Source organism: Streptomyces sp. NPDC034099, assembly GCF_055575415.1.
In genome coordinates this window covers 13051-36912 of record NZ_JBVISR010000002.1, presented here as the reverse complement: position 1 = coordinate 36912, position 23862 = coordinate 13051, and the positions used below count along the sequence as shown (strand labels likewise).

Annotated in this window: 13 protein-coding genes; 3 read left to right on the top strand and 10 right to left on the bottom strand. The window is 68.2% G+C overall.

Annotated elements, in window-relative coordinates; all coding sequences use genetic code 11:
- Positions 1–32: 32 nt before the first annotated feature.
- From ACZ56V_RS05280 to ACZ56V_RS05270, 3 genes are all read right to left on the bottom strand, one after another.
- The gene (locus ACZ56V_RS05280; protein ID WP_468939456.1) at positions 33–3080 is read right to left on the bottom strand and encodes an SNF2-related protein; all 3048 of its coding nucleotides are present in this window, start codon (positions 3078–3080) and stop codon (positions 33–35) included.
- Positions 3081–3170: 90 nt separating this feature from the next.
- On the bottom strand, positions 3171–4634 hold the full coding sequence (locus ACZ56V_RS05275) for a serine/threonine-protein kinase (protein ID WP_468939453.1): 1464 nt from the start codon (positions 4632–4634) through the stop codon (positions 3171–3173).
- A gap of 208 nt (positions 4635–4842) precedes the next feature.
- On the bottom strand, positions 4843–5604 hold the full coding sequence (locus ACZ56V_RS05270; RefSeq protein WP_468939450.1) for a DUF6338 family protein: 762 nt from the start codon (positions 5602–5604) through the stop codon (positions 4843–4845).
- A gap of 161 nt (positions 5605–5765) precedes the next feature.
- Here ACZ56V_RS05270 and ACZ56V_RS05265 point away from each other — a divergent pair, with 161 nt between their 5' ends.
- Positions 5766–8606, top strand: coding sequence for a CHAT domain-containing protein (locus tag ACZ56V_RS05265; RefSeq protein WP_468939448.1), 2841 nt, complete (start codon positions 5766–5768; stop codon positions 8604–8606).
- Positions 8607–8641: 35 nt separating this feature from the next.
- Here the strand turns inward: ACZ56V_RS05265 and ACZ56V_RS05260 are convergent, their stop codons facing one another.
- Entirely contained in the window at positions 8642–9991 is a 1350-nt protein-coding gene (locus tag ACZ56V_RS05260) for a tyrosine-type recombinase/integrase (protein WP_468939446.1), read from the bottom strand.
- Positions 9992–10215: 224 nt separating this feature from the next.
- Between ACZ56V_RS05260 and ACZ56V_RS05255 the strand changes: the two genes are divergently transcribed.
- Positions 10216–10443: a helix-turn-helix domain-containing protein gene (locus tag ACZ56V_RS05255; protein ID WP_387687980.1), complete on the top strand. Its 228-nt coding sequence runs from the start codon at positions 10216–10218 to the stop codon at positions 10441–10443.
- Between the two features lie 137 nt (positions 10444–10580).
- On the opposite strand, the gene ACZ56V_RS05250 is transcribed toward ACZ56V_RS05255, so the two are convergent.
- Positions 10581–13754, bottom strand: coding sequence for a DEAD/DEAH box helicase (locus ACZ56V_RS05250; protein ID WP_468939442.1), 3174 nt, complete (start codon positions 13752–13754; stop codon positions 10581–10583).
- A 552-nt stretch (positions 13755–14306) separates the two neighbouring features.
- Between ACZ56V_RS05250 and ACZ56V_RS05245 the strand changes: the two genes are divergently transcribed.
- Positions 14307–19523 (top strand): sacsin N-terminal ATP-binding-like domain-containing protein, encoded by a 5217-nt coding sequence (locus ACZ56V_RS05245; protein WP_468940429.1) that lies wholly within the window; start codon positions 14307–14309, stop codon positions 19521–19523.
- Between the two features lie 108 nt (positions 19524–19631).
- On the opposite strand, the gene ACZ56V_RS05240 is transcribed toward ACZ56V_RS05245, so the two are convergent.
- The 5 genes from ACZ56V_RS05240 to ACZ56V_RS05220 form a co-directional block, all read right to left on the bottom strand.
- A complete protein-coding gene (locus tag ACZ56V_RS05240) occupies positions 19632–19943 on the bottom strand; it encodes a hypothetical protein (protein WP_387687978.1) in 312 nt (103 codons plus the stop codon).
- 124 nt (positions 19944–20067) lie between these two features.
- Positions 20068–20937, bottom strand: a complete 870-nt coding sequence (locus tag ACZ56V_RS05235; RefSeq protein ID WP_387687976.1) for a hypothetical protein — start codon at positions 20935–20937, stop codon at positions 20068–20070.
- Entirely contained in the window at positions 20934–21650 is a 717-nt protein-coding gene (locus ACZ56V_RS05230; RefSeq protein WP_468939438.1) for a ParA family protein, read from the bottom strand. Before ACZ56V_RS05230 ends, ACZ56V_RS05235 begins: the two co-directional genes overlap by 4 nt.
- A 153-nt stretch (positions 21651–21803) precedes the next feature.
- Complete coding sequence (locus ACZ56V_RS05225; RefSeq protein ID WP_468939435.1) at positions 21804–22376, bottom strand: helix-turn-helix domain-containing protein; 573 nt, start codon at positions 22374–22376, stop codon at positions 21804–21806.
- Positions 22373–23704 (bottom strand): helix-turn-helix domain-containing protein, encoded by a 1332-nt coding sequence (locus ACZ56V_RS05220; RefSeq protein ID WP_468939432.1) that lies wholly within the window; start codon positions 23702–23704, stop codon positions 22373–22375. The genes ACZ56V_RS05225 and ACZ56V_RS05220 overlap by 4 nt, the downstream gene beginning before the upstream one ends.
- Between the last annotated feature and the right edge of the window lie 158 nt (positions 23705–23862).

Sequence of the window (23862 nt, the reverse complement as noted above, 5' to 3'; positions counted from 1 at the left end):
CAGGGCTTCTCTCAGGGGGGCACAGACCGGGGTCACAGAGTGGCGTTCGAGGGCACGTAGCGGAAGACGGACGGCGACGTCGCGAGCGAGACGGGCGGGGCTTCGTTGCCTTTCCCGCGGTCGCCGGCGGGTTCGGAGTCCGGTACCAGCACCGCGAGGACCCGCAGCAGGGGCCTGCCCGTCGTCAGCAGGGAGTCGGCGAGATCGGCGAGGCGTTCGCGGGTGCGTTCCCCGTCCAGCGTGGGCTGCTCCCAGGCGCCGAGCCGCAGCTTGTACTCCTCGACAGGGCGGCGCAGCGGTTCGTCCCAGGCGTCGCGGTGGGCGTTGAGGAACGCCTCGGCCGTCCCCAGCACCCGGGGGAGGGCGGCGCGCAGGGGCTCGGGATCGCGGTAGCCCCGCTTGTTCGCCATGGCCGGGCCGACGCCGGCGCGGCGCAGCAGGGAGACCATGTCGTCGACGGCCAGTCCCTCCCAGAAGTAGTTCTTCTTCCCGTCCTCCGCCACAACGACGAACTGCCGCCAGGTCACGCCCATCCACTTCACGACGGTGGGTCGGCCCAGCTTGTTGGAGTACACGCCCTGGACCAGGTAGACCGGCTCCGCCACGTTCGACGTGATCATCGGCGCCTCCTGGCGGCCGAGTCCAACGAGGACCTTGTCGGTGAGCCAGTCGACGACCGGGTGCAGGTCCGTGAGCAGGGAGATCTCGGGCCAGCTCGACGTGGACGACTGGCGGGCGCGTTGCAGTGAGTGCTCGGCGAGGCGGCGGTTGAAGGTCACCAGCAGCCGCTCCCGCAGGCGCTGCTCGCGCAGATAGTCCGAGGGGAGCGCCTTGAGGCGGTGGACGAGTTCAGCCGGCGGGCGGAATGAGAGCAGCCCGGACTGCTGGTCGCGGTCCAGGTCCAGCCGGTCGCGAGCGTCCGGGTACACCTCCCGTAGCGCTTCGTCCATGAAGTGGGCGGTGGAGTCGAAGAGCCGGGGGAGTACCGGGCTCGCGTCGTCGGCGCCGGCCGACGGCAGCGCTCCGGCCGGAGTCGGCGCGGCGTGCTCGTCGGCGCCCGGAGCCCCGGACGTTCCCGCGGTCGCGTCCACCGAGCCGAAGAAGTCCGCGAGGAAGTCCTCAAGACCGGCGTCCTGGCCGTCGGCTGCGGAGCGGTGTGTGTCCAGGGACTCGTCGACGGTCCTGCCGCTCAGCAGGTCCTGGATGAGGGACCGCTCCTCCGCCTCCGCCCGGTACAGGCCGGTCACCGCCTCCGCCGTGCCCAGCGAGCGGTGCGCCTGGTCCTCGCGTTCCAGCAGCCGCTCGGCGACCACCGTGTCGTCCTTGGCGCCCGCCACCTCGCTGGTCAGGATCAGCGCCCGGAACTCCGGCGGGTGAGCCTGCCCGTACCGGTCGATACGGCCGTTGCGCTGCTCGATCCGGATCAGCGACCAGGGCACGTCGTAGTGCATGAGCTGGTGGCACTGCCGGTGCAGGTTGACGCCCTCGGAGGCCACGTCACCGGTGAGCAGGACCCGGACGGGCGTGTCGGCAAGGCCGAACTCCTCGACGCGGGCCATCTGCTGCTCGTCCGAGAGCCCGCCATGCATGACGCGGACGCAGTCGAGGGCCGCGCGGCCCCGGAACCCGAGGGCGGCGGGCAGCACCCCGGCCAGCCACTCCAGGGTCTGGACCCGCTCCGAGAACACGACGACCCGCGCCTCGGAACCGGGTCCCACCCCGATCTCCTCGCGCAGCTGCCGGACCAGGGCGGCGAACTTCGCGGAGTCCGTCTCGCCGAGACCGGCGGCCAGTTCCGACAGCCGGTACAGGGCGGCGAGTTCGGCCTCGGTGCCGCGCCGGTCCTCCTTCTTCTCCAGCGTCCTGATCCGCGCGGAGACCGTGGCCCGCAGCGCGGCGTGGGAGGACAGGAACGACTTCAGCAGTGTGTAGGGGAAGAGGGGGACGGCGCTGATCGAGGCGCCGCCGTCAACGGGCAGCCAGACCGCGGCCAGCTCCTCGAAGATCTTCTCCTCGGCGGGGGTGGCCGGACAGTAAACCGAGCGGGAGGGACCCCGGTCCGCCCACTGGCCCTTCATCTGCTCGCGGACCTCGGGGCTGATCTTCGTCCGCCGGATGAACAGGTGCTCGATGTCGGCAGCGCGGTAGTTCTCCGGGTCGCGGATCGCCACCGGGTCCAGCAGCCGGATCAGTTCGGCGAAGGACTTCGCGTCGCCGTTGTGCGGGGTCGCGGAGGCGAGGATCAGGGCGTCCGTGCGGGGGGCGAGCGTGCGCGCGAGCTGATTGCGCAGTGAACCGCGGTTGATCAGGTTGTGCGACTCGTCGATGACGACCGCGTCCCAGCGGATCTGCTCCAGATGGTGCTGGTACTGGTCGGTGTTCTTGAGCGTGTCGATGGAGACGATGACCCGCTTGAACGAGGTGAACGGGTTGCGGCCGGCCGGGATCTCCCGCTGGATGCGCTCGATGCCCACTGAGTCCAGCCGCACCAGCGGGATCGCGAACCGCGTCCACAGCTCGTGCTGGAACTGCTCCAGCACATGCTGCGGGGTGACCACCAGGATCCGCTCGCCCCGGCCGCGGCGGATCAGCTCGGCCAGGGTCAGGCCGATCTCCAGGGTCTTGCCGAGGCCCACCACGTCCGCGATCAGCAGCCGCGGGCGCAGATTGGCACCGGACAGGGCCAGCTGGGCGGGGCGCCGCTGGTAGGGCAGCGGGTCCATGAGGAACGAGTCGGCGAGCGCCAGGCGCTGTTCCGACTGGGGCAGCGCGGTGCGGCGCAGCACGGCCTCCAGGAACAGCCGGGAGCGGCGGTAGTTCGGGGAGTCGTCCCGTACAAGCGTGGTCGCGCCCGGGTCGAGCAGTTCAATACGGTCCAGGCCGGAGAAGAACACGGCCTCCTGGTCACGCACGAACTCCGAGACCCCGACGACCTCTATGCGCGTACCGTCGTCCGATGTCGGCATCGAGCTCTTGACCAGCCACTCCTCGTCCCTCACGACCACTAGGGCACCCGCCGGGTACTGGTCCCGGCCGCTCGTGGCGCCGGTCTGGTCCGCGCTGGTCTTGACGGCGGTCACCCGTGGCCTCCTGAGGCGATTCGATCGTGCGTGTGTGGGCGGGCCCTCGTGAGGGCCCGCCCATTATCGCGGGTATGCGGGGCGTACGGGTCAGAAGGGTGTACTGGCCGCATACGCCTCGCGCAGCCGCCGAGCGGTGATCCGGGCCTGCGCCGAACTCCGCAGGGAAGGGCGGTCCGGGCCGCCGCGCCCCGGCGCGCGGCGCGGGGACAACGGACCGGCGGATTTCCCGGAGGCCGGGTCCTTGCCCGGACCGGCGGCGGCCCCGGCCCGGGACGGCTCAAAGGTGGTCGACGCGGAGGCGGCACGGGGGTCGATAGACGGCTCCGGAGGCACGTCGACACGGCGGAACAGAAGACGGGGATCGGCGGGCTGCTCCGCCGGAGCGGGCACCGGTGGCGCGTCCGGGCCGACGGGGGCGGGGTCAGGCGGCATCTCCGGGTCCGCCTGGACGAGGTCCGGCGGCACCTCCGGGCCCGCCTGAACTGGGTCCGATGGCACCTCGGGGCTGGCCGGGACGCTGTCCTGCTGTTGCCGGGCCGACCTGGGACCCGTCACCTCCCGTTCCTGCTCGGCTGGCTCGGCCGTGGAGAGAGTCCCGGCCGTCCCAGGCCCCGTGTGCACCCCCAGCCCGGACGCGCGGCCGACGGCGAGGAGGTCGTCCAGGACGTGGGTCGGAGCGGCCGTGTACGTGGTGAGCCTGCGGCGTGCCTGGGCGACCTTCAGTCCGTGTGCCTCGATCAGCGCGCGGCAGCGCCGTACGACCTCGGCGAGATCCGGTCGGTCCTGTGGGCGGTGGGCCAGCATGGCGGTGAGCAGCGGCACGAGCTCGTCCGGGGCTCCGGACAGATCCGGCGCGAATGCGGGGTCGACGACGTGGTGGAACAGGAGGTTGATGTTGTCGGCCCGGTAGGGCGGATGGCCCGCGGCGGCGAACAGCAGGACCGCGCCCAGTGCGTACACGTCGACCGCAGGTGTCAGGGGCTTCTCGCCGTTCGCCTGCTCGGGCGGCATGCAGGAGGGTGTGCCGACGACCGTGTGTGGCGCGGTCAGCGACACACTGGACTCCGCGAACACCGCGAGCCCGAAGTCGATTACCTTCGGTCCGTTCGGCCCGAGGAGCACATTGGCCGGCTTAAGATCACGGTGCAGCAGACCCTGCCGGTGCACCGTGGCCAGGGCCTCGGCCAGGGTCGCGCCCAGCGCAGCCGTCAGCAGCGCGGGCAGCGGACCGTGCGCGGCCACGTGGCGGCTCAGATCGAGACCCTCGACGTACTCGGTCGCCAGCCACGGCCGCTCCGCCTCCGGGTCGGCGTCCAGGAGGGCGGCGATCCTGGCACCCCAGATCGTCTTGAGGATCTCCACTTCCTGCGCGAACCTGGTCCGCGTCTCGGAGTCGACCACGGACGGCTTGATCACCTTCACGGCGGCCGGTTCCCCGCCGGGCGACTCGCCCAGGTACACCTGGCCCATGCCGCCCTGCCCGATCCGGCCGAGCAGTTCGTATCCGCCCAGCTCGGCGGGATCGTCGGGACCGAGGGGGGCGATGTGCACCTGAGGCCTCACTTTCAGCACGGTCGAACCGGGGCAGGTAGCCCCTGCCAAGCTAGCCCACGCCCTGCGGGAAGGGCATGTCACTCAGCTCGGGTGACGCGGGCGAACCCTGATACGGGCTGGGGTGAAGGTGTGACCGTTCCGCAGGGTGGACGCCTCGCGTCACTCTTCGTCGGCGGTGGTGCCGGTGTCGGCGCCGGTGTCCGGCTCAGCGACCGGAGGCGGCGTCGGCGGAGCCTGCGTCGGCTCGGGTCGGCTGCCGACGGGCCGGTACCCCCTCTTCCCGTTGGGGTCCAACTGCGGTCGTGTCTCGGTCACCTGCCGTGTCTCCCTCTTCGGCCCCAGGAGGTACCTCGACGAAGTCGAGGAACTCCACATCATTCATCCGAATATAGATCCCGCCGGAATGCGGCAGCGGACGTTCGAACGATCCGGCGCCGGACACGGCCCATGTGGTCTGCAGATACAGGTCTGCGGCTTCCGGGTAGCCGGAGGTATAGGACTTCTCCCCGTAATACCCACCCACCCAGTGACCGCTCTTCAGACGGGCACGTACCAGACAATGGCTCCGACGCTGGAAGACCTTGTCCCATGATGTGGGGATCGGGTCGTAGGTGGACCGGCTTCCTCGCGAGCCCAGCCACGAGGTGAGCCCGGCGGCAGCGGCCGGCACCACGATCAACAGGGTTGTCGCTGTCAGCGCGGCGATGCGAGGGTTGTCGGCCGCGCCGGTCAGCCAACCCCGGCGACGGTCGTAGACGAGGTGCACCAACCACGGGCCGCCGAGCAGGACGTAAAGGGTGTCGAGAGCGATACCCGCGGTCACGGCTCGGAGCATGCGCTCTCCGAGGTCTCTGTGGCCCGGGACCAGACCACGGGCGCGTTCGCGGACGAACTGGTAGGTCACGCCGGGGAGTACCAAAAGGAGAACGATCACGACCTGGGTGACCGTGGTGGGCGCGTGCGGCATCGTCTTATGCCCTTCCGAACTGCGGGTGCAGGATCCTCGCGACCTGATGGCCTGATGTCCCCTGAACCCGCGATGACTTGGGGGTACCCCAGACATACTGGCGTGGCGATTGCTCACTGTCGGGGAGACCGGGACGACTGATGCGGGACCATCTGCTTCGCATGCGCACCACATGGGCCGACGGCCTCGCAGCGAGGGTCTGCCACAAACTCAGACCCGAGACAGCCCGTTCCCGCATGTTCCCCTCGTGGGTCGCGGATGACCAACTGGCTCTTGCCGCCGTGCTGACCCGCATTGCCGCGGATGACATCGGATGCAGATCTCCGCAGACCATCGGTGATCGGCTCCGATCGGCTGGCCTCGTCCTCCCAGAGGTACCCGGATCGGTGGTGGCCTGTGACCTCGTCATGCCTGTCCTGCACACGGTTCGCAGTGATGGCGTGCCGTGGGAACGGTGGTGGGACGTGGGCGGACTCCATGCAGTGCTGATCGAGTTGTGGGCGGGACGCCAGCTGTCGACACACTCGCCGGAGAAGGTCCGCGACGCACTCACGGCGGTCTGGTGCCTTGAGGACGACCGGCTTGTCGACACCGTCCTGGACAACGCTGAAGATCCCTTCGCCTTCCTGCCCCCGGATCTCCTGCACGAATCCGCCACCGGAATGGCAAAGGCGTGCGCGCAGTCCCTCATCACCAGAGGCTTGATGAAGATCACCCTCCCTGATGGTTTTCTGAGCACAAGGCCGGGGCTGGCAGACAGGCCGGACCTCACGGAGGTCCTGAAGCGCTGGCACCACCGTGTCGATCTGGAAGACACCCTGCATCGCGTCAGGGACCTCTCACCAGAACTCTTGACGGGTTTACGCAAAGACCTCGACGCGTGGGATGCCCAGATGGGTCAGCTGTTATCTCTCCTCACAGCACATGAGCTCAAGCTGATCGTGCCCACGACAGAGGATGAACGGTACGGAGAGGAGTGCCTTCGGGCAGGCCGGGGCATGCATCGAGCCGAACTGAGTCCAGATGACGCTTTGTTGTGGCAACCGGATGCCGTCGCCCGGAACTCCTCGGTGCCCGACTGGATTTCCGAGGAAATCATTACGTGCGGAACCCGCTTCCTCCACAGACAGGCAGGCCCTCACCCCGTCTGGCTGGCCACATTGGAGACGGACACGCATATGGCGGCCGTGCGGGAGTTGATGGAGCCGCCAACACGGTATGGCATCGGAGTCGAGGACTACGGTGACGGTCTGAGGCTGTGGTTCGAGTTCCCCACGCTTCCGGCCGACCCCGACCCTCCGTTCCGGGCTCCGTACACCTACTCCCTCTCTTGGGTGGAGCACGCTTGGGAACTGCTGCATCTTGCGACCGTTGGTTACGCCCGCCTCAGCATCGTCCGGCTTGTCGGCGACGGTGAGCTCAGGGCCGTGGCCAGCATCCGGCTCGGTCTGCCGGAAGAGGTGCGCGCCCGGGCCAAGGAAGCCGCGATCGCGGCGCTCCGCCGGCTGGTCGGGGACGAGACGCAGACGATAAGGCAGAGGATCGCCCTTGAGGGCCACGATCAGGGCGCCGAGGTCGCCTTCCAGACGTGCGAAACGGCGAAGGGCGAGGACATTCATGACGAGCTCGCCCTGGAGTCCGACGGCGCTGAGTACGAATCTTTCATGACATCCGCACGCCACCTCGCCTGGGTACGTGCTCGGCATGCCGCCGACCTGCTCGACGGGGAAAGCTCATTGGAGGTGGGCGCGGAGTTGAAGGCCGCTGTCGAGGGCAGGCAGCGCACTCTGGAACTCCTTCGGGCGGCCACGGGGCGAGGGAACGGCAAGGCGAGGTCGAGCGGCCGTTCCGGCAAGCCCTTGATGGATGAACAAAGGGCGTTCGTCCACCTCATCAACCGGTACGGAACACTTCAGCTTGCGGTGTGCCGGAGCCGTGCGGGCCACTCGCACTTCGATCTGGTCACGTGCGAGGAATTCCCCTTCGGACCCCTGGCCGGCGCGGTTGATGAATGGACACGACAAGCACCGGATCACCCTCGACGTGCGTGGCACGACTACCTGGAGCAGTTGGTCGCCGAGTGCGGTGGGCTGGCACAAGCCGTCGTCGAGACCGTTTCGCCCCATGAAGTCCGTCGGTTGGTGCTCAGCCCCACGGCTCCGCTGGAGCTACTGCCTCTCCACGCAGCTCCGCTTGACAGCGCTCGCACCTCAAGCTTGACCGATGCTTTCGAGCAGGTGGTCTACGCCCCTACGGCTCGACTCGTGTCCGCCATCGAGAGTTCCCAGCGGCATGGGGCCGTGATCGAGGTGTTGGTGGTGGCACACGGCGGTGGTCACCTCCCCGGCATCGAGCTGATCAGCGGGCCACTGTGCGAAGCCGACGTGATCGCCGGTCTCCACGACAGCGTGGAAGTTCTCATGCAGGAGGAGGCGACCCCGGACCGCGCTCTGTACATGATGCCCATGGCCCGGATCGTCCACGTCGCGGCACACGGCCTCACACATCCGAATCGCTGGGCTGCAGGACTCGCTCTGCACGGCGGTTCACTGGGGACGGCCATGCTCACTTCCAGCGGGGTCCTCGCAGACGGGGCCTTCTCCAGTGTCGACCTGGTCATCCTGAACGCTTGCAGAACGGGCACGCACGAAGGCACCGGTCGTACTGTGCAGACTCTGCGCAGCATCGAGTCCGCGTTTCTTGCCCGCGGCGCAAGAGCGGTGATCTCCACTCTGTGGGACATCACTGACCTGCAAGGTGTCGTGTTCTCCGCTGTGCTTCACGCATACCTCGGCGTCGGCGCGGACTCCCACACCGCTTACGGCGACACCATCCGCTACCTACGTGAACACCGGTGGCGAGTGTCCTCGGAGGCAGGTCCGGTGTGCGCCGCCGAATCAGCAATCGACGCGATGCTTCCGGATTGGCGAAGCCACCTTGACCAACAGGTCGCCGAAAACCCGCTGTTCTGGGCTGCATTCAAGATCACCGGAGTTGTCTGAGCCACATCTCCATACCGCTCCCTTTCGGCATGCTGTCAAGCTCGGAGTTGCCCACGCCGGAAAGGTTTTGGGAAAGACGTGTCCGAGGCCCGTGCTGCAAGTGTTGCCCCATTCCGTAGTGCGCCTGCCGGTGTGTCGATGTGTGAGAACACGGTTCCGAATACGGTGACCGTGACCTCCTCGACGGCGAGGGGCGGGTGGGCGTAAGTGTCCCAGGTCTCGGAGAACTTGGCGTGCCGGGAGAGTGCCTGCACGGTCTTCGGATCGTGCCTGCCGGAGCCGCCGAGCGTGCTGGTGTAGAAGTGCTTGAGGTCGTGGAAGCGGGTCCTGTCCGGAAGCCCGGCTTGCTTCACTGCCTTTCGCCATTTCTGATGGAAGTCGCTGATCAGTACGGGCCGGCCATAACGGTTCGTGACGATCAGGCCCTCGTCCGGCGGCTCGACGTAGCCGCGTGCCCGGCGGCGGCGTTCGGCGCCTGGCGAGACGGGCTCCGGCTCGGAGAACCGTGACATGTGATGCATCAGCCGCTCGATCAGGAAGCGATCCACCGGCAAGGTCGCGTAACTGGCCTTGGTCTTGAGGCGGACGGCCCTGCCTCGCTGTCGTTGCTCTTCAATGTGAAGCAGGTCGTGTTGCCAGGCCACCTGACTTCGCTTCAGCCCAAAGGCCTCGCCCTGGCGCAGCCCGGCGCAGGCCCCGAGCCAGATCAGGACCTCATAGCGCGGCGCGACCTTCCGCATCGCCCCTGCGACCGCGGCGACCTGCCCAGGAGACAGTGCGACCTTGATGCGGGGGATAACGTCCGGGAGTTCGATCCGCGCCACGATGTTGGGAGGGAGCGGGACGTCCTCGTCCAGCATGTAATGCACGAGGATGCGCCAGGTCTTGAAGATCTGGACGACGGTACAGGCCGAGTCGATGCCTTGCTTGTCGAGGAGGTAGTCGACGAAGGCCATGGAATCGGGGCGGCGCAGGCTGTCTGCGGTGCGGTGGCCGGCGAAAGGCAGGATGTGGTTGCGGAGATGGCTTTCGTAGGTGTCGCAGGTGTTGGCATTCTTCTTCCGCTTGCGCCTCCTGTTCATCATCTCGGTTGCGAAGTATGCAACTTGCAGGCTGCCTGGATTGCTGACGCGCGATGTCTTCCTTTCGGCTTCCGTGAGCACCTTGTCCAGGCAGTCGCGGGCTTCCTGCCAGGTGGCAAACGCTGGTCGTTTCTCTTTTCCTGAGCAGTCGGTGTACCGGGCCTGCCAGCGATGCCCTCGGCCGTGATCCGCAGACGGGTACAGAGGCTGCCGTGGTGCGCCACATCGGCACGGTACGTCACCGCGCTCTGGTTTTGGATATTTCTTGTGCCAGCGATCGAACGGCTCGATTGGTTGGCTCATGTGCCTGCCCTGAAAAACGGAGTTGCGTGCTGGACCTGTCGCCGCCCCCTTCTCACTGGCTTGGCGACGTGCGCGTCGGCTTGTCTCCGCCCGCCAGGGCGATGCTGTCCGCTACAACCAGTAGTTATGCACAGCTGTTCATGGTGCATGCAAAGGTGTGACGGTCGAGTCGCTGTGTGCCAGCACGTGAACCGTCACCGGACCCACGACTCCTGTCTCTGGGTATGCAGATCCGTCGCCTCAGAGAGGAGCGGGAATACAGCCTGGAAGATCTCGCAGAACGCAGCGGGCTGAGCTTCCGCGGCCTCATCTATATCGAGCACGGACAGCGTAGTCCCAGCGTTCTGACGCTCTTGGACATCGCTGCAGGGCTCGATGTAGAACCGGGGCAACTCGTCAATCACATCGCCCAGGAAGAATCCGGTAAATCTGCCACTGATGGTACGAGGTGACAATCCGAGGATCGTGTGGCCGCCGGGCTCTATGTGGTAGGCGGTGTCGCCGCCGACGTTGTTGATGTGCAGGCGTACGGGCCAGTCCCGGTCACGCTGGTGCGGATGCGGCACGGGTGTCGGCTCGTCGAATGCGTTCAGGTGCTGCAGTACACGGTGAACGTGCCCCGGGTGAGGGCGTGGACGTACGTCTCGGCGCCGGCCAGTAGCCGCAGGTGTTCCGCGGTGCACGCAGATGCGGACAGCCCGGGCTGGGCGAGCACGGTGTGGACGCGAGGACGCAACTGCGGGGCGAGTTCACGGATCCGGTAGAGCTCCTCGATACTGCCGACCTCGAAGGGCGAGACGCCGGTGCGGGCCCGGAAGCTTCTGGCGCGTCGGTCCAGATGGTTCAGGAGGGGGCCCAGGTGGTTCTGCCGCCACTTCGCGCCACGGACGGCCTGGCCGCACAGTTCATACAGGTCGGCCACCCGGCCGCCAGGGGTTGGTTCGGAGGAGTACTTGCAGTGGACCAGGGTGACGACGAGTTCGTCACCGTCGATCTTCATTCCAACCAGGTCGGCTGCCTCGCGAGCGCGGTCGTCGTCGATGAGGACGTCGAACTCCTGCGACTGCTGCAGGTGGGCGGATATATAGGCCTGGATGGAGTCAGGTTCGCGCGTGGCGGTCTGAGACTCCTTCTGGATGTCCACCCCGGCCCAGCTCAGGACGGTCAATCGGCTGCGGTCGAAGGGATCGAGATCTTTGCGAGGGGCGAGTAGCCGGTCCTCGGCGGTGATCATCTTGTCGCCCGCCAGGAACAGGGTGGGCTTGTTCCGATTGATCCATTCCTCAAGCGAATACTCGTGGATTCCGGAGCGGACATGCCCGTCCAACTCGTCGGGGGCGTAGGTCAGACCGGTGTCGGTGAAGTCGGCACCGTAGGCGATCTGCCAGGCAGGAGTGGTCAGACGGATCCGGAAGGGGCCGGTAGGGGAGTGGTCTGCCACTTCCAGAGCGACGTCGATGGCGGAGTAGGCGGTGCCGGCGTGGGAGATCTGCGGGCCGGGTCCGTTGCCGGTGAACAGCGGCCAGGGCCATTCGGCCGCGATGAGTACACCCTCCGGGCGTTCGGTGAGGTCCTCAGGGAAGATGAACCCGTCCATGACGGTGGCCAGGTCGATGCTGGAGTCGGTGAGCTTGGCCCCCTGCTCGTCACACCAGTCGGTCCAGGCTTTGAGGTTGGGGGCGGTCTGCATCGACCAGAACCGTCCCGACAAGGCGGCGCTGATGGTGGTCTTCTCCCCGTTGCGGAATCCGGAGGCGGCAATGTGGGTCTGGCTCTTGCCCTGCCGGTCGGCGGTGGTCAGCGCCTCGTAGACGTCGCTACCCACATGCATGGAGAACCGGTTGAAGTGGTCCCGTGAATCCAGCAGGCCCACGTTGGTGGGGATCAGGCGCTCCATGTGACCCAGCACCCTGAAGGTCGGCATTCCGGTGACCGGTCGGGAGTCCATGCCCAGGACGGCTTGGGCGAGTTCCCGGTAGTCGCCGGTGTTGTTCGAGCCATGGATGTAGAGCAGGCCTCGGTCACGGCTGAAGTACATGACGATCAGCTCGTAGGTGACCTGCTCCAGGGCCTGAGGGGCTCCCCAGCGCACTTCGCTGCGGTTCTCCACCACGAACCAGGCAACGGTGGAAGCCGTGTTGACCGCGATGGTGCTGTCCAGGACCCGATCGTCGCCGTAGACCTCCAACGCCCGTTCGGGAGTCCAAGCATGGCCAGGAGCTCTGTGAGCGATGGCGCTCATCTTGGGTTCCAGCACCGCGACCGACACCTCTTCCGGGGCATCGGTGAAGGACGCCTCGAAGCCGCTGATCTCCTCCACGCTCGCCGTGGCCCGTTCGGTGATGTCATGCAGGATCGTGTCCCAGTCAGCATCCTCGCGCAGCAGTTCACGCAGCGGCGACAGCGCCACCGACGGATCACGGGCTACGAACACCGAGGCCGTTCCGATCGTCGAGCCCGCGGAAGTGGACCGGGTGAACCGCCCAATAAACTGGATCATCGGGCTCAGGCTCTTCTTCACGTCGTGCAGTGCGGCGATCTTCAGGGCCGGCAAGTCGAAGCCCTCACCGAGCATGTCGACGCAGACCACGATCCGGCACGACCGATCTGCCAGAGCGGCCAACGCCGCACGCCGCGCTCTGGCCGCCACCCTCTCGTGCAGAACCGTCGGATTCAGGTCCGGCGCGAGTGCCTGATAGAGCTCGCCGAGTTCCTTGGCCCGCGCGATGCTTCTCGCCCTCACCATCACGATGTGATCCAGCCCCGCAGCCCGGTCCTCGCGCAGCTGTCCTACCGCCAGCTTCGAGAGCTCTCGGTCAGTGTCCTCCAGACTTAGCACGGCCCGGTAGTTGATGGGGGTGAAGTACCCGTCCCGTTGGGCCTCCCGTAGCGGGAACCGAAAGATCGTCCGCCCGGGCACGGGCCGCCCGTCCTCTCTGAACGGGGTGGCGGTGAACAGCAGGACACGCCGATCGGCGAAGGCGTCGACAATGCGTGACCAGCTGGGCGCCGGTGCGTGGTGGGCCTCATCGACCACCAGGTGACTGAACGCGGCCAGCAGGGCGTTGCGAGCCCCCGGCTCGCAGGCCTGAAGTGCATGCGGGGTTGCGACCACCACGTTGCAGGCCGAGGCGAACGCTGCAGCGTTGGAGGCGTCGTGGAAGCCGTGCTGGAGTTTTCCCACCACGGGGCGCATCACGCTCGGAGTGACAATCTGGTGCGTGTGCAGGATGCCGAGTGACTCGAACTTCGCCGCAATTTGATCACGCAGCGCCGCAGTCGGCACCAGCACCAGCAGACGCTCAGGACGGGCGGCCACAAGCAGTGCGAGCATCGTCTCCGTTTTGCCCGTTCCGGTGGGCATCACCACGATTCCCGGAGCCGTCACCCCGGAGGCCCAGTAGCCGATCACCGAGTGCAGGGCACCGATCTGGGGACGTCGCAGGGCGTGCGGTTCGGCGTGGTCGCGGAACCCGATGCCATCAACAAACGAGGCCAGTACCGTCTGCGGCGAGCGAAGTACCGTGTCGCCAATCCACCCCACCCGCCCGCCCGTTCTGACGGTGGGTATGACAGCCGTCAGCTGCACAGGCTCCCCACCCCCGGCTCGTATCGCAGGCCACCTGCCCTGGACGCTGGCTACCTCCAGCCCGGTGGCTGCCTCCACCACATCCAAAGTGCCCGAGGGCACCAGTAGTTGGCGCACCACATTGCGACCGAAGACGATCTGCTGGGCCCACACTTTGGTGGTCACGACGTGCACACGTGCTCCTGTTCCTCACCAGTCCGGACTGGCAGCCCAGTCGCCCCAGTGCCCGCACCCAACCACCGCGCCCCTTACAACGCGTCAGCAGGGATTCAACCCATATACACCCATGAGTCGGTCATCGCACCCCATATGCCGGGTGACCTGCCTCCAGCCTCTCGTGAGACTGGGCCCTCGCCGGGGCACTTCGGAGACGTCGCCAAGACCGCATAGGCGATAGAAGGCGCTCTTACCTCTACACGTAGTAGACGTAGTGGGAGGCGATTCGAGTGCTCGGCGGGACGTGTTTGCGGATGGAACGATGCCTTTGCCGATCGGGCGGAGGAGAAGGTCTTCGAGGGCGGTCCGTACCGGTCGACGGAGTGATGAGCCCTCGCCGACCACGGTGCCTCGGGTTGTGCATCCGAATGTCAGTCGTCACCCCTATCGTCGGGATCAGTACTACAGGAGGACCCAGGGGGAACGGTGACCGACGGACAGAGGCGAGCGAGGCGGTCCACGGGCTCCGGCGGCTCGGCCAGGCGTAAGCGGGTTATAGCGACGGCGGTGATGGAGGCCGAGGGATGTCTCGCCGACCTGAAGCGCGGACGTCGTGCCGCTCTCGAAATCAAGGAGATCACCGAGCGGATGCTCTCGCCCGAGTACAAGGGGCGCGTGCTCGTCGAACTGCTCCAGAACGCACATGACGCGCACCCCGCCCGGGACGGCGGGGGTCGCGTCGAGATCGTGCTCGATGAGGACGAGGGCGAGCACGGCGTTCTGTACGTGGCGAACGGCGGCAGGCCCCTCGGGTACAAGAACTTCGAGGCGCTGTGCAGCATTGGCCTGTCGAGTAAGCGCCCTGACGAGGGCATCGGCCACAAGGGCGTCGGATTCAAGAGCGTCCTGCAACTCAGCTCCGCCCCCGAGTTGTACAGCGTCGTGGGATCCACCTCCAAGGCCTTCGACGGGTTCTGTTTCCGCTTTGCCCGGGATGACGACTTCGAATGGCTGGCGGACCAGGCCGCGCCCGGCCGCCCGGAGGCCGCTGGCCAACTGCGCGCGAATCTCTCGTCGTTGAAGGTCCCGGTGCCGGTGGACGATGTCCCGGCCGCGGTGGTGTCCTTCCGCAGACGGGGGCTGGTGACCGTGGTCCGACTCCCGCTCCGGAACGCCGACGCGAGGCAAGAAGCATCACGCCAGCTGCGTGAACTGACAGATGACGGGGCGCCGTTCGAACTCTTCCTGGACCGTCTTGGCAAAGTGACCGTGACACACCGGGTTGGTGGCCGGGGGCGCCCCAGCGTCTACACACGCAAGGTAGACTTCCTCTTCACCGCTCCCGGCCTGAAGATCCAGCAGATCACCCTGCGCCGCCGCATGCGCCTGATCATGGTGACGGCCGCCGTGCACCGTGAACGCGCGCACGAGGCCATTGCCGTAGGCCGCGAATCAGGACCGCTGACGGACGGCTGGCAGGCGCTGGGTGACTCGGCTGTGGTCAGCGTGGCAGTGCCCGCGGGCGAGCCGCTGGAGCGCGGCAGGCTCTATACCTTCCTGCCCATGGGGGCACAGCCGACCTGCCCGGTGCGCGGGTTCCTCAACGCTCCTTTCCACACGGACGTGAGCCGACGCACCATGGCGGAGTCCACGCAGTGGAACGACCTGCTGCTCGACACCGTGGCCGAGGCCTGCGCACAGGCGGCCGTGCTGGTCGACGAGGGACACGTCGCCCTGCCCGCAGGTGCTCTGGTCGACCTGATGTGCTGGGAGCACGACCAGGCTCGGCGCCTGGAGCTGGCCTTCAAGGCACAGGACCGTGAGTTCGACGACCTCCCGTTCATGCCGGTATTGCACCCCACGGGGGCCCGCACCTCGTACCGCCATGGCTACCTGTGGCACGGCCTCGACCAGGCCCGCGTGTTCACACCGCAGGCCGTGGCCGCCGCCGGGGTGCGGCAGGTGATCGACCCTCAGCTCCACCCCCTGCGCGCCGAGCGGCTGGTTGCGCTGGGTACGGCGCGTGGACTGGGGCTCCTCCCGCCTGCCTCCGTGCTCGCCCGCTGGGCGGAGAGCGTCGCATCGGCCCTCGCCCAGAGGGAGTTCGATGCGGGGAAGTGGGCGGACTATTACCACGACCTCTCGGTCTGCTTCGCCCGCACCGGCGAGGAGCTGAAGGGCAGGAAGATCGTCCTCACGACCGATGGGAAGCTGGCTCCGGCTGGCGATCCCGGGCTGTTCTTCCGCCGCTCGGACGGTCCGTCCGCAGCGCTGCCCGATCTTTCGCCTGGACTCGCGAACAGCATCTCCTTCGTCCACGCGGAGATCGCCTGGATGGGACGGAGGACGAGCCGGCGCTCCCGCGGCCGCACCTGGCTGGAGGAACAGGGGCTGGTACGCGACTACAGTCCGCAAGCCCTCCTGGACGTGCTGGGCGAAGCCATGCGCAAGGACCGTGAGGACGACGAGGCCCTGCGCGAGCACCTTCTGTTCGCCTGCGCTCTGTGGGCGTCCTCCCTGGATGGGCACGGCAAGGGGCCTGTGATCAAAGGGTTGCTGGTGCCGGGCCGCAAGGGCTGGGTGCCCGCGACGGAGGCCATGTTCGGCGACGGCTGGACAGGAGGACACAGCGGGATCGACCGGACGCTGACCCGCTTTCTCGACCGTACCGAGGGAGTTTCCCGTGCTCTGGTCGCCGCCACCGACCGGGTTGTCCGTCCTGCTGAGGGCGTCTGCGCCGGCACCCGAACCGACGCACAGACCCTGCGGCGCTTCCTCGAACAGCAGGGTGTCCGCCACGGCCTGCTACCGACCTACGTGGCAACGTCACAGGCGGTGAAGGGTCAGTATCTCAACCACCCCTCCGTCTTTCCCGGACTGTGGGCACTGAGCCTGAGCCAGGACGAGCGGGCCCAATGGCGGTCGACCGCCGAGCGCTGGCCCAAGCGCCGCGACGACCTCTACCTGACTGTCGAGTACCGCCCGACCCGCAAGAGAGTGGCCATGCTCCCCGGCCAGCGAGAGTACGCCGCATTCGACGAGGAGAGCCGCCGACTCTACGCCGAGCTGATCGTCCACGGTCTGGACACCTGGCCTGCCGACGCCCTTGAGTTGCGTTTCGCGGGCGGCTCGGACCGGCAGGGCACACCGTGGCCCACCCCGCTGGCAGCCTTCCTGAGCCGAGTGCCGTGGATTCCCCAGACGGGCGACGACGAGGACGCCCCCGATTTCACCACGGCCGGCCTGGCGTGGTGGTGGGCCGCGGCGGAGGCACCGCCCGCCTTCCTCACCGTTGCCTCCGCTGCGCTGCGCAGACGACAGTCGGACCGCGTCCTCAGGCGCCTGCGCCTGCTCGGAGTACGCCGCTGGGACGGCCCGGAGACCGCCGGTGACCGGCTGCGCCACCTGCCCACCCTGCTGCGCCGCATGCCCCGGCTTAGGCAGGGTCGCCTCGGACACCTTCTGGGCAGGGCCTACGAACAGGCCTGGGCCGATCTGCTGCCCCCGCACCAGACCGGCCCAGGCTGGCACGCCGGGTACCTGCCCGAACTCCTCGTGAGTAGGGCCGGGATGCTGGACGTCCTCCCGGCCGAATGCGAGGCCGAACCGGTCTACGTGCCCGATGTGGCGGGAACTCAGAACCGCAGACTGCTCGACCAGGTGCCTGTGCCTGTCCTCCCCGTCGACGACCGGGCTCTGGGCCGACGTGTTCACGCCCACTTGGTGGCACAGGGACGCCACCCGGTCCGCGGGACGAGCGAGGCGGAGATCGACATCCGCGTGGATCTGCTGCCGATCGACGACGCACCTCGCACTCCGCTGCTCACCCTGGCCGGACCCTGGCTGCACACCCTCCTGGCCGCGCTGGTGGAATTCGACGATGACCGGTCTTCCCGCCCCGACGCACCCACCGCACCCCATGTACGACGACGGCTGGAGACCTGCGGTGCCGTGTCCGCCCGCACCACCGTCACACACATAGCCGGACACACCCTCGAAGGCCCCGGCGCCGACCGCTCCCTCCTGCACGACGATCCGGAGGAACCCTGCCTCGTTGTCGTGTGCGCGCAGCCGTCCTCCGACTGGCACGTGCTCCAGACCGCCTCCACCGCCCTGAGTACCCTGATCGGCGCCCCGTATCTGGCCACGTCGGTACGGCTGGCACTCATCGAACTGGAGCGCCGTGACCGTTCCGTCACGGACGTCATCGACTCGGACATCGCCGCCGTGGTCGGCATCTCACCGCAGCGGCTGGAGGCCGTCCTCGCCGACCGTGCCTCTATCCGCTCCGGCAGCGCCCGTCTCGTCCCCCTGCTCGCCTGCGTCGCCCCCGACCTCGCCGACGAACTGCGGCGCGGACAGGAGGACCTGCACGACCGCGAAGAACTCCACGACTGGCTCGTGGCGCGACTCGATCTCGACCGCGCCGACCACCTGCTAGCGCTCGTGGACGAGAATGACTGGCAGCGGAAGCTATCCGCCCTGGGTGTGCCCCTGGTCGAGGCCAACAGGGCCTGGCAGGCACTGGGCCTGCCGACGGTCGACAACTCGGAGACCCACCAAAGGCAGTTCCATGCCTGGTTGCAGCAGAACCGGGCCCGACTGGCCGACAGAGTTCGTGACGCGTACGTGACGACCCACAAGGCGGGCAGCCCCCTCACAGAGTACGTACGGCTCCGCTCGTTCCCCGGACTGGAGCCGGACCCCCAGTGGGGACTCGCCCACTGGGATCTCACCACCGACCTGCTCGACGCCCAGGCCGAGGCATGGGCCGCCACCCACCTGCCTCCGGCGCCAGCCCGGCAGCACTCGCCGCGTCCGGTGGCCGAGGTCCACGAGGGGTGCGTCGACACCGTCCACACGCTCCTTCCCCGCCTGCGCGCAAGGATGGAGGCATGGCTCAACCGTCAGGGCCACGAAGGTCCCTCGCTGCCGTCGGCCACTGAGGTCGCGTCGGCGATGGACGCCGAGGGCCGGCTCGACTTCGAGCCGATCGGCGTCCGTACGCTGATCGCTTGGCTCCAGACCCATGGTCACTGGCCCGAGGGCATGCCCGCCACGGACCGGGCGGCCGACCTGGGCCTCAACGACCCCCCACCCTTCAGACCGGTCCAACCCAGCGGCAGCACCCCTCTCCGGCCCACCCCGGGTCCATCGCTCCTCCTCAACGGCCGCGCGCTCCCGATCGGCCCGGACAACCTGCGTGATCTCGCACGGCAGATCGCCGCCGACCTCACCCCCGACCAACTCGCCGCCTCCCCGCATCCCGGCACACCGTCGGCACCTGCACTCCCGAGACAACGAACCACCTCCGCGGTCGCCGGTCGCGGCGGGGGATACCGGGCCGTCCCCCGGGACCCGCAGAAGGACAGGGCCGTCGGACTCGCAGGAGAGGTGGCAGTGGCCGCTTGGTTGGAGCGGCAGTACGGCGTCCCCCGCGAGGAATCCTGGAAGTCCGGGCTACGCCAATACGTCTTCGCCGACGGCTCGGGCGACGACAGCCTCGGCTACGACTTCCTCATCTACGACGGGGATCGCACCCTCCTTTACGAGGTAAAGGCCTCGACCGGGGACAGGGGCGAGTTCGAACTCGGCGAGTCCGAAGTAGAACGAGCAAGTCGCCTTCGCCCGGATGAGACGTACACCATCGTCTACGTCTCCCACGTCCTCGACGGCACCCACCGACGCATCACCCCTCTCCCCAACCCGTTCAGCGCCCCCGGTCTCGCCGGCTACCGTCTCGTCGGCACGGCCATGCGTCTGCGGTTCGAACTGCCGCCGGGGTGACCGGGACCATCCCGTAGGCGAACGAGGTCGAGCTGCGCCCGTGTTGTCTGATCCCTGGCGATAACGGGCAATGAGCCCCGTGACGCGGCAGTTGGGTCACCCAAGGGATCACCGGGCCTCGGCGTTGGGCGACGTCAGGTCGGGTGGGTAGCCCTTGGCACGGAGCCAGGTGTCGAGGGCGAGTGCGACGATGTCGCCGTGGGGCACGTCGTGGTCGGCGTTGTAGCGGCGGATGCGTTTTTGGAGCTGAAGTACTTCGGGAACGGCGTAGTTGAGCTGTCCGCGATGGGTACGGCGATTGCTGATGATCTCTAGCGTGTTCGGGTGGGGCGTGAAGGGGTCGTCGGCGGGCTGGGACTGCGCTTCCAAGGCGTCGGCCAGCTCACGCAGTCGTCGGGCTTGATAGGCGAGGTCGGGCACGAGCTGCTCCGGTTGGTCCGGATAGACGGATAGCTAGCCGCCTATTGGATTAGTCGAATAGTCGGGCGTGTGGGTGGCCGCGCACTCCCTACGAGGGCGGCCACCCCAGGCGATGCACGCTGCGTCAAAATCCGCGGGTGGTGAGCCATTCGTCCAGCGCGACGGAGACGATGTCGCCGATGGGCAGGTGGTCGAGTTCGTTGTCCAGCGCGAAGCGCTTGAGCCGCTTCTTCAGCTTCAGCGCCGCGGGGACGGACGAGTCGAGGCTCTCGCGCGTGATGATGCGCTGGTTGAGGATCACGGCCGTCGCGGGGATGTCCTTCGGGCGGCCGGGGCCGTGAGCCCACGGCGTTCCCTCGCTCGGTGCTTCCTCCGGTCGCACGTACTGCTCCTGGTGAGATCCCGGACCATCGTTCCGCACCGGGAACGCGGTACCGCCCGCGACCGGAGAAGCTGCCGGACGGACTGCCACCTCTGCGGCCGTGGGCCTGTCAGGAGCCGCGGACGTGATGGGGGAGTGGCCGTGTCGCGCAGCGGGTTCGGTCGGTTGCGCGGGCCGCACCGCTGGAGCTGTAGGTTCGGCAGCCGGAGGCTCATGCTGCACTTGTCGCTCCACCCGCTCCTCAGCGGTTTCCATCCCCACCTCGGGGGCGGCGAAGGCGGTGCGCACCGGCTGACTGGTGACCGGCTCCCGCACCGGGCTGCCGCTCGATACCACCTCGATGGTCGGCTGGGTGGAGGTCTGTGTCTCTTCGGGCGCTGCTGCGATCCGGCCCTGCTTCGAGGCCTCGTCGAGGACGGTGGAAGGAGCAGGCTCACCTTTCGGCGGTTCGGTGGTGGGACGGCCTGGGTCCTTGGGGGTGGCCTGTTCAGCGGCGTACTGCTCGGGGGTGAGCTCGGCGGTCGGGGGAGGAGGCGGAGGGGTGGTCTTCTTGGTTCCGCCCAAGGTACGGCCGCCCGTGCGGCGGGCCGGGGGCTTCATACGTTCGGTCATGCTGCGGTCAGCTCCTTCATCAGCTCGGCGTACTCGCTCAGCTCGGTCGGGATCTCGCCGAAGGCCTCCATGTAGTGCACCCAGGAATGGATGGTGGTCTCGGCGAGCGGGAACGCCTCGTCGCGGTCCGGGCCGATGCCCTCACCCTCGGCGGGGTCGAGGAGCTTGTCCTTGGCGTTGCGGGGCAGGCTGGTGCGGTCGTCGGCCCTGACCATCACGACGTGAGCGGTGACGCCGTGCTCGTTGCGGGCGGCGGCGCGCTCGGCCTCGTCGAAGGTGGCCACGAGCTTGCGGCGCTCGATCTTGGTGGGAGCGACCGGCACGAGCAGCAGGTTCGCCTCGGTAACAGCCTCGTGGAAGATGCGGGCGCTGCCGCCGCCGGCGTCGACCACGATCGCGCCGAACTCGGCGCGCTTGGCCCGGATGTACTCGGCGATGTCGTCGAACGGGTACCGCTCGACAACCAGGTTGGCGGGGATCTCGAAGCCGGCGGCCTGGGCGACCTTGAACCAGTCGTAGGCGGACTGGCTGGTGGCGTCGGCGTCCAGCAGCAACGTGGGCAGGCCGAGGACGACGGCGTAGTAGAGGGCGATGAACCAGGCCGAGGTGGTCTTGCCGGTGCCGCCCTTGAGCATGCCGACGACGATCACGAACGTGTCCCAGACGTGTTCTGTGGCCGCGGCCAGGGTCTTGTGACGGGTGTTCTCGTTCACGTGTGCTTGATCTCCTGAGAAGGGGAAGGGATGTTGTTTGGTGCGCGCGTCGACGAGGGGGTGCCCGTGCTGCCCTGTCGCGGCCGGAATGGCGCACGACCGCCTGCTTGATCTGCCAGGTGCCGCCGGGGACACCTGCGAGAACGTGGGGGCTCATGGCCGCTCCCTCGTGTCGCGGGCCGGTCCGTGGTCGTGCTGGGGCCGCATGCGGGTTCCTGCTTGGTGCAGGAGCCGGTAGACGGTGGCGACGGAGTAGCTGTGCTCCCTGGCGAGGTCCGGGACCGTGGTGCCGGCCTCGTACCGCGCCCGCAGGGACAGCGCGACCTTGTACCGTTCGGCGGCCCGCGCTGCCGCGCGCACCCTCAGGGTCTGCTGGGTGGTGCGCACGGTGCCGCCGGCCTCGATCAGCAGGCGCCGGGCACCGCGCCGTGTCTCTCCCGCCGCTGCGGCGAGTTCGGTGAGGGTCGCGCCGTGCTGCTCATACAGGGTGCGCAGGTGGGCCGCGAGTCGTTGTCGGGCTTGTGGGTTCTGCCGCATCCGGCGGGTCTGCCAGGAGGTGCGCATGACGGTCTCGGCGTCGTGCAGCCGATTGAGGACGGTGCCGTAGGACAGGCCGCTGGTGGTGACGAGTTCGTCGACCGTGGCACCGGACTCGTACTGCTTACGCAGGGCCTGGGGCGTCACCGCCTCGCTCGCGCCAGGCGTGGCCGGGGGATTTGGGTTCATGCGACGGACTCCCATTCGCTGAGGGCTTCGGCATGGGCAGCGGCCAGCTCGTCGTAACTGCGCTGGTCGGATGGGGTGATGAGGATCAGGCGGCCGTCGGTGGCGACCCGCCAGTCGGCGGCCGGGCGGCCGGTGACCGGGTCGAGGACGCGCCCGTCCGGGGCGTGCCACGTGGGCGGGATCTCGTCGGGGCGCGGCAGGGGTACCAGGACCCGACGACCGTCGCGGACCAGCACCACGGCCCTGCTGCGGTGCTCCGCAAACCGGTCCAGTGCCTGCTGGTATGCCGCTCGTTCCGCCGTGTGCCGGGCCTTGCGCCGGGCCGCGATGCCCCAGGTGCCGTGTTGCTCGGCGATGTCGGCCCAGCCCTGTGCCAGCGTGTGGCCGTTGCCAGCGTCGTCCGGGAGCCGGATACCGAAGCCCTCCAGAGCACGTGGCGCGAGGGTCCAGGTCCCTCCGGTGTGCTGGACGAGACCGTGGTCGGCGAGGCGTTTCAGGGTCCGGTAGGTGGTGGCGCGGGAGACCGGAGAAGTACCGACGAGCTCGGCAACGGTCTGGTCGGGGCGCAGGTGCATGGCACTGATGATCAGGAGAGCGGCACTGCCGAGGGCGTGGTGGGCGAAGGCGTCGTGGCCCATCAGGTGGCTGAGGGCGGTGGAGTCGATGTCGGCCGTCGTGGCCGTCTCAGGGGTGGTCCACTCCTCAAGTGCCGGGTCGGGGGGGAACTGAGTGGACCGGAAACGAGACAGCAGAGCGTGGTCGCCGTGTCCGGGGATGGTGCCGTCGCCCAGGTACCAGGTGGAGCCCTCTTGGCCGCGACCGGCTCGCAGGCGGCGAAGCCAGCCTCCCGGCTTCAGGACCGTCTCGTAGACGGCCCGCAGTGTCGTGCGGGAGACTCCGGCTTCCTCCGCGGTCTGCCGCTCACTGGCGTGGTGCAGGGGGCCGCCCGCGATCTCGGCGAAGTTCAGGTGCGCCCGCAGCACCCGCAGCGCGGTCCGGCCCCGTTCCCCGCGCCACGGTGTCGTTTCGATCCGGTCGCGCAGTGCGGCGAGGACCTCGTACGCCTCGTGCCGGGAGCCCAGTGCGATGGTGGTGCTGATTGCGTCCGAGGCGCTGGCCCACACCCGGCGGATGTAGTCCAGGGCGCGCGACTGCCCGGATCGCAGCGCGATGTGCCGGGTGTGCCGTCCGCCTTCGTGCTCGGGGTGCAGCAGGAGCTGCGTGAGCTGGTCGACGCTGCCGCCGGCGCGGGCGACATGGCAGGCGATGGCCGCAGTGATGCGGTGACCGTGCTCGGCCGCGCCCTGACGGTCCGCGCGCAGGACCACGCTCCGGCGGTCGGAGCCGAGCCTGCTGTAGCTTCCCGCCGCGTAGCGGCCGGTGAGGTCTCCGAGCAGAACCAGGTCAGCCGCAGCCGGAGACAGCCGGTGAAGCCCCAGTCGCTCGCTCGGGTGAATGGGTCGTTGGGATGGGTCTGCCTGGTGGG

What these genes read in the sequence shown, in the direction of transcription:
- ACZ56V_RS05270 (WP_468939450.1), bottom strand. Translation starts at nt 5,604, where the DNA reads ATGCCGCACGCGCCCACCACGGTCACCCAGGTCGTGATCGTTCTCCTT.
- ACZ56V_RS05265 (WP_468939448.1), top strand. Translation starts at nt 5,766, where the DNA reads ATGCGCACCACATGGGCCGACGGCCTCGCAGCGAGGGTCTGCCACAAA.
- ACZ56V_RS05260 (WP_468939446.1), bottom strand. Translation starts at nt 9,991, where the DNA reads ATGAGCCAACCAATCGAGCCGTTCGATCGCTGGCACAAGAAATATCCA.
- ACZ56V_RS05255 (WP_387687980.1), top strand. Translation starts at nt 10,216, where the DNA reads ATGCAGATCCGTCGCCTCAGAGAGGAGCGGGAATACAGCCTGGAAGAT.
- ACZ56V_RS05245 (WP_468940429.1), top strand. Translation starts at nt 14,307, where the DNA reads ATGGAGGCCGAGGGATGTCTCGCCGACCTGAAGCGCGGACGTCGTGCC.
- ACZ56V_RS05235 (WP_387687976.1), bottom strand. Translation starts at nt 20,937, where the DNA reads ATGACCGAACGTATGAAGCCCCCGGCCCGCCGCACGGGCGGCCGTACC.
- ACZ56V_RS05225 (WP_468939435.1), bottom strand. Translation starts at nt 22,376, where the DNA reads ATGAACCCAAATCCCCCGGCCACGCCTGGCGCGAGCGAGGCGGTGACG.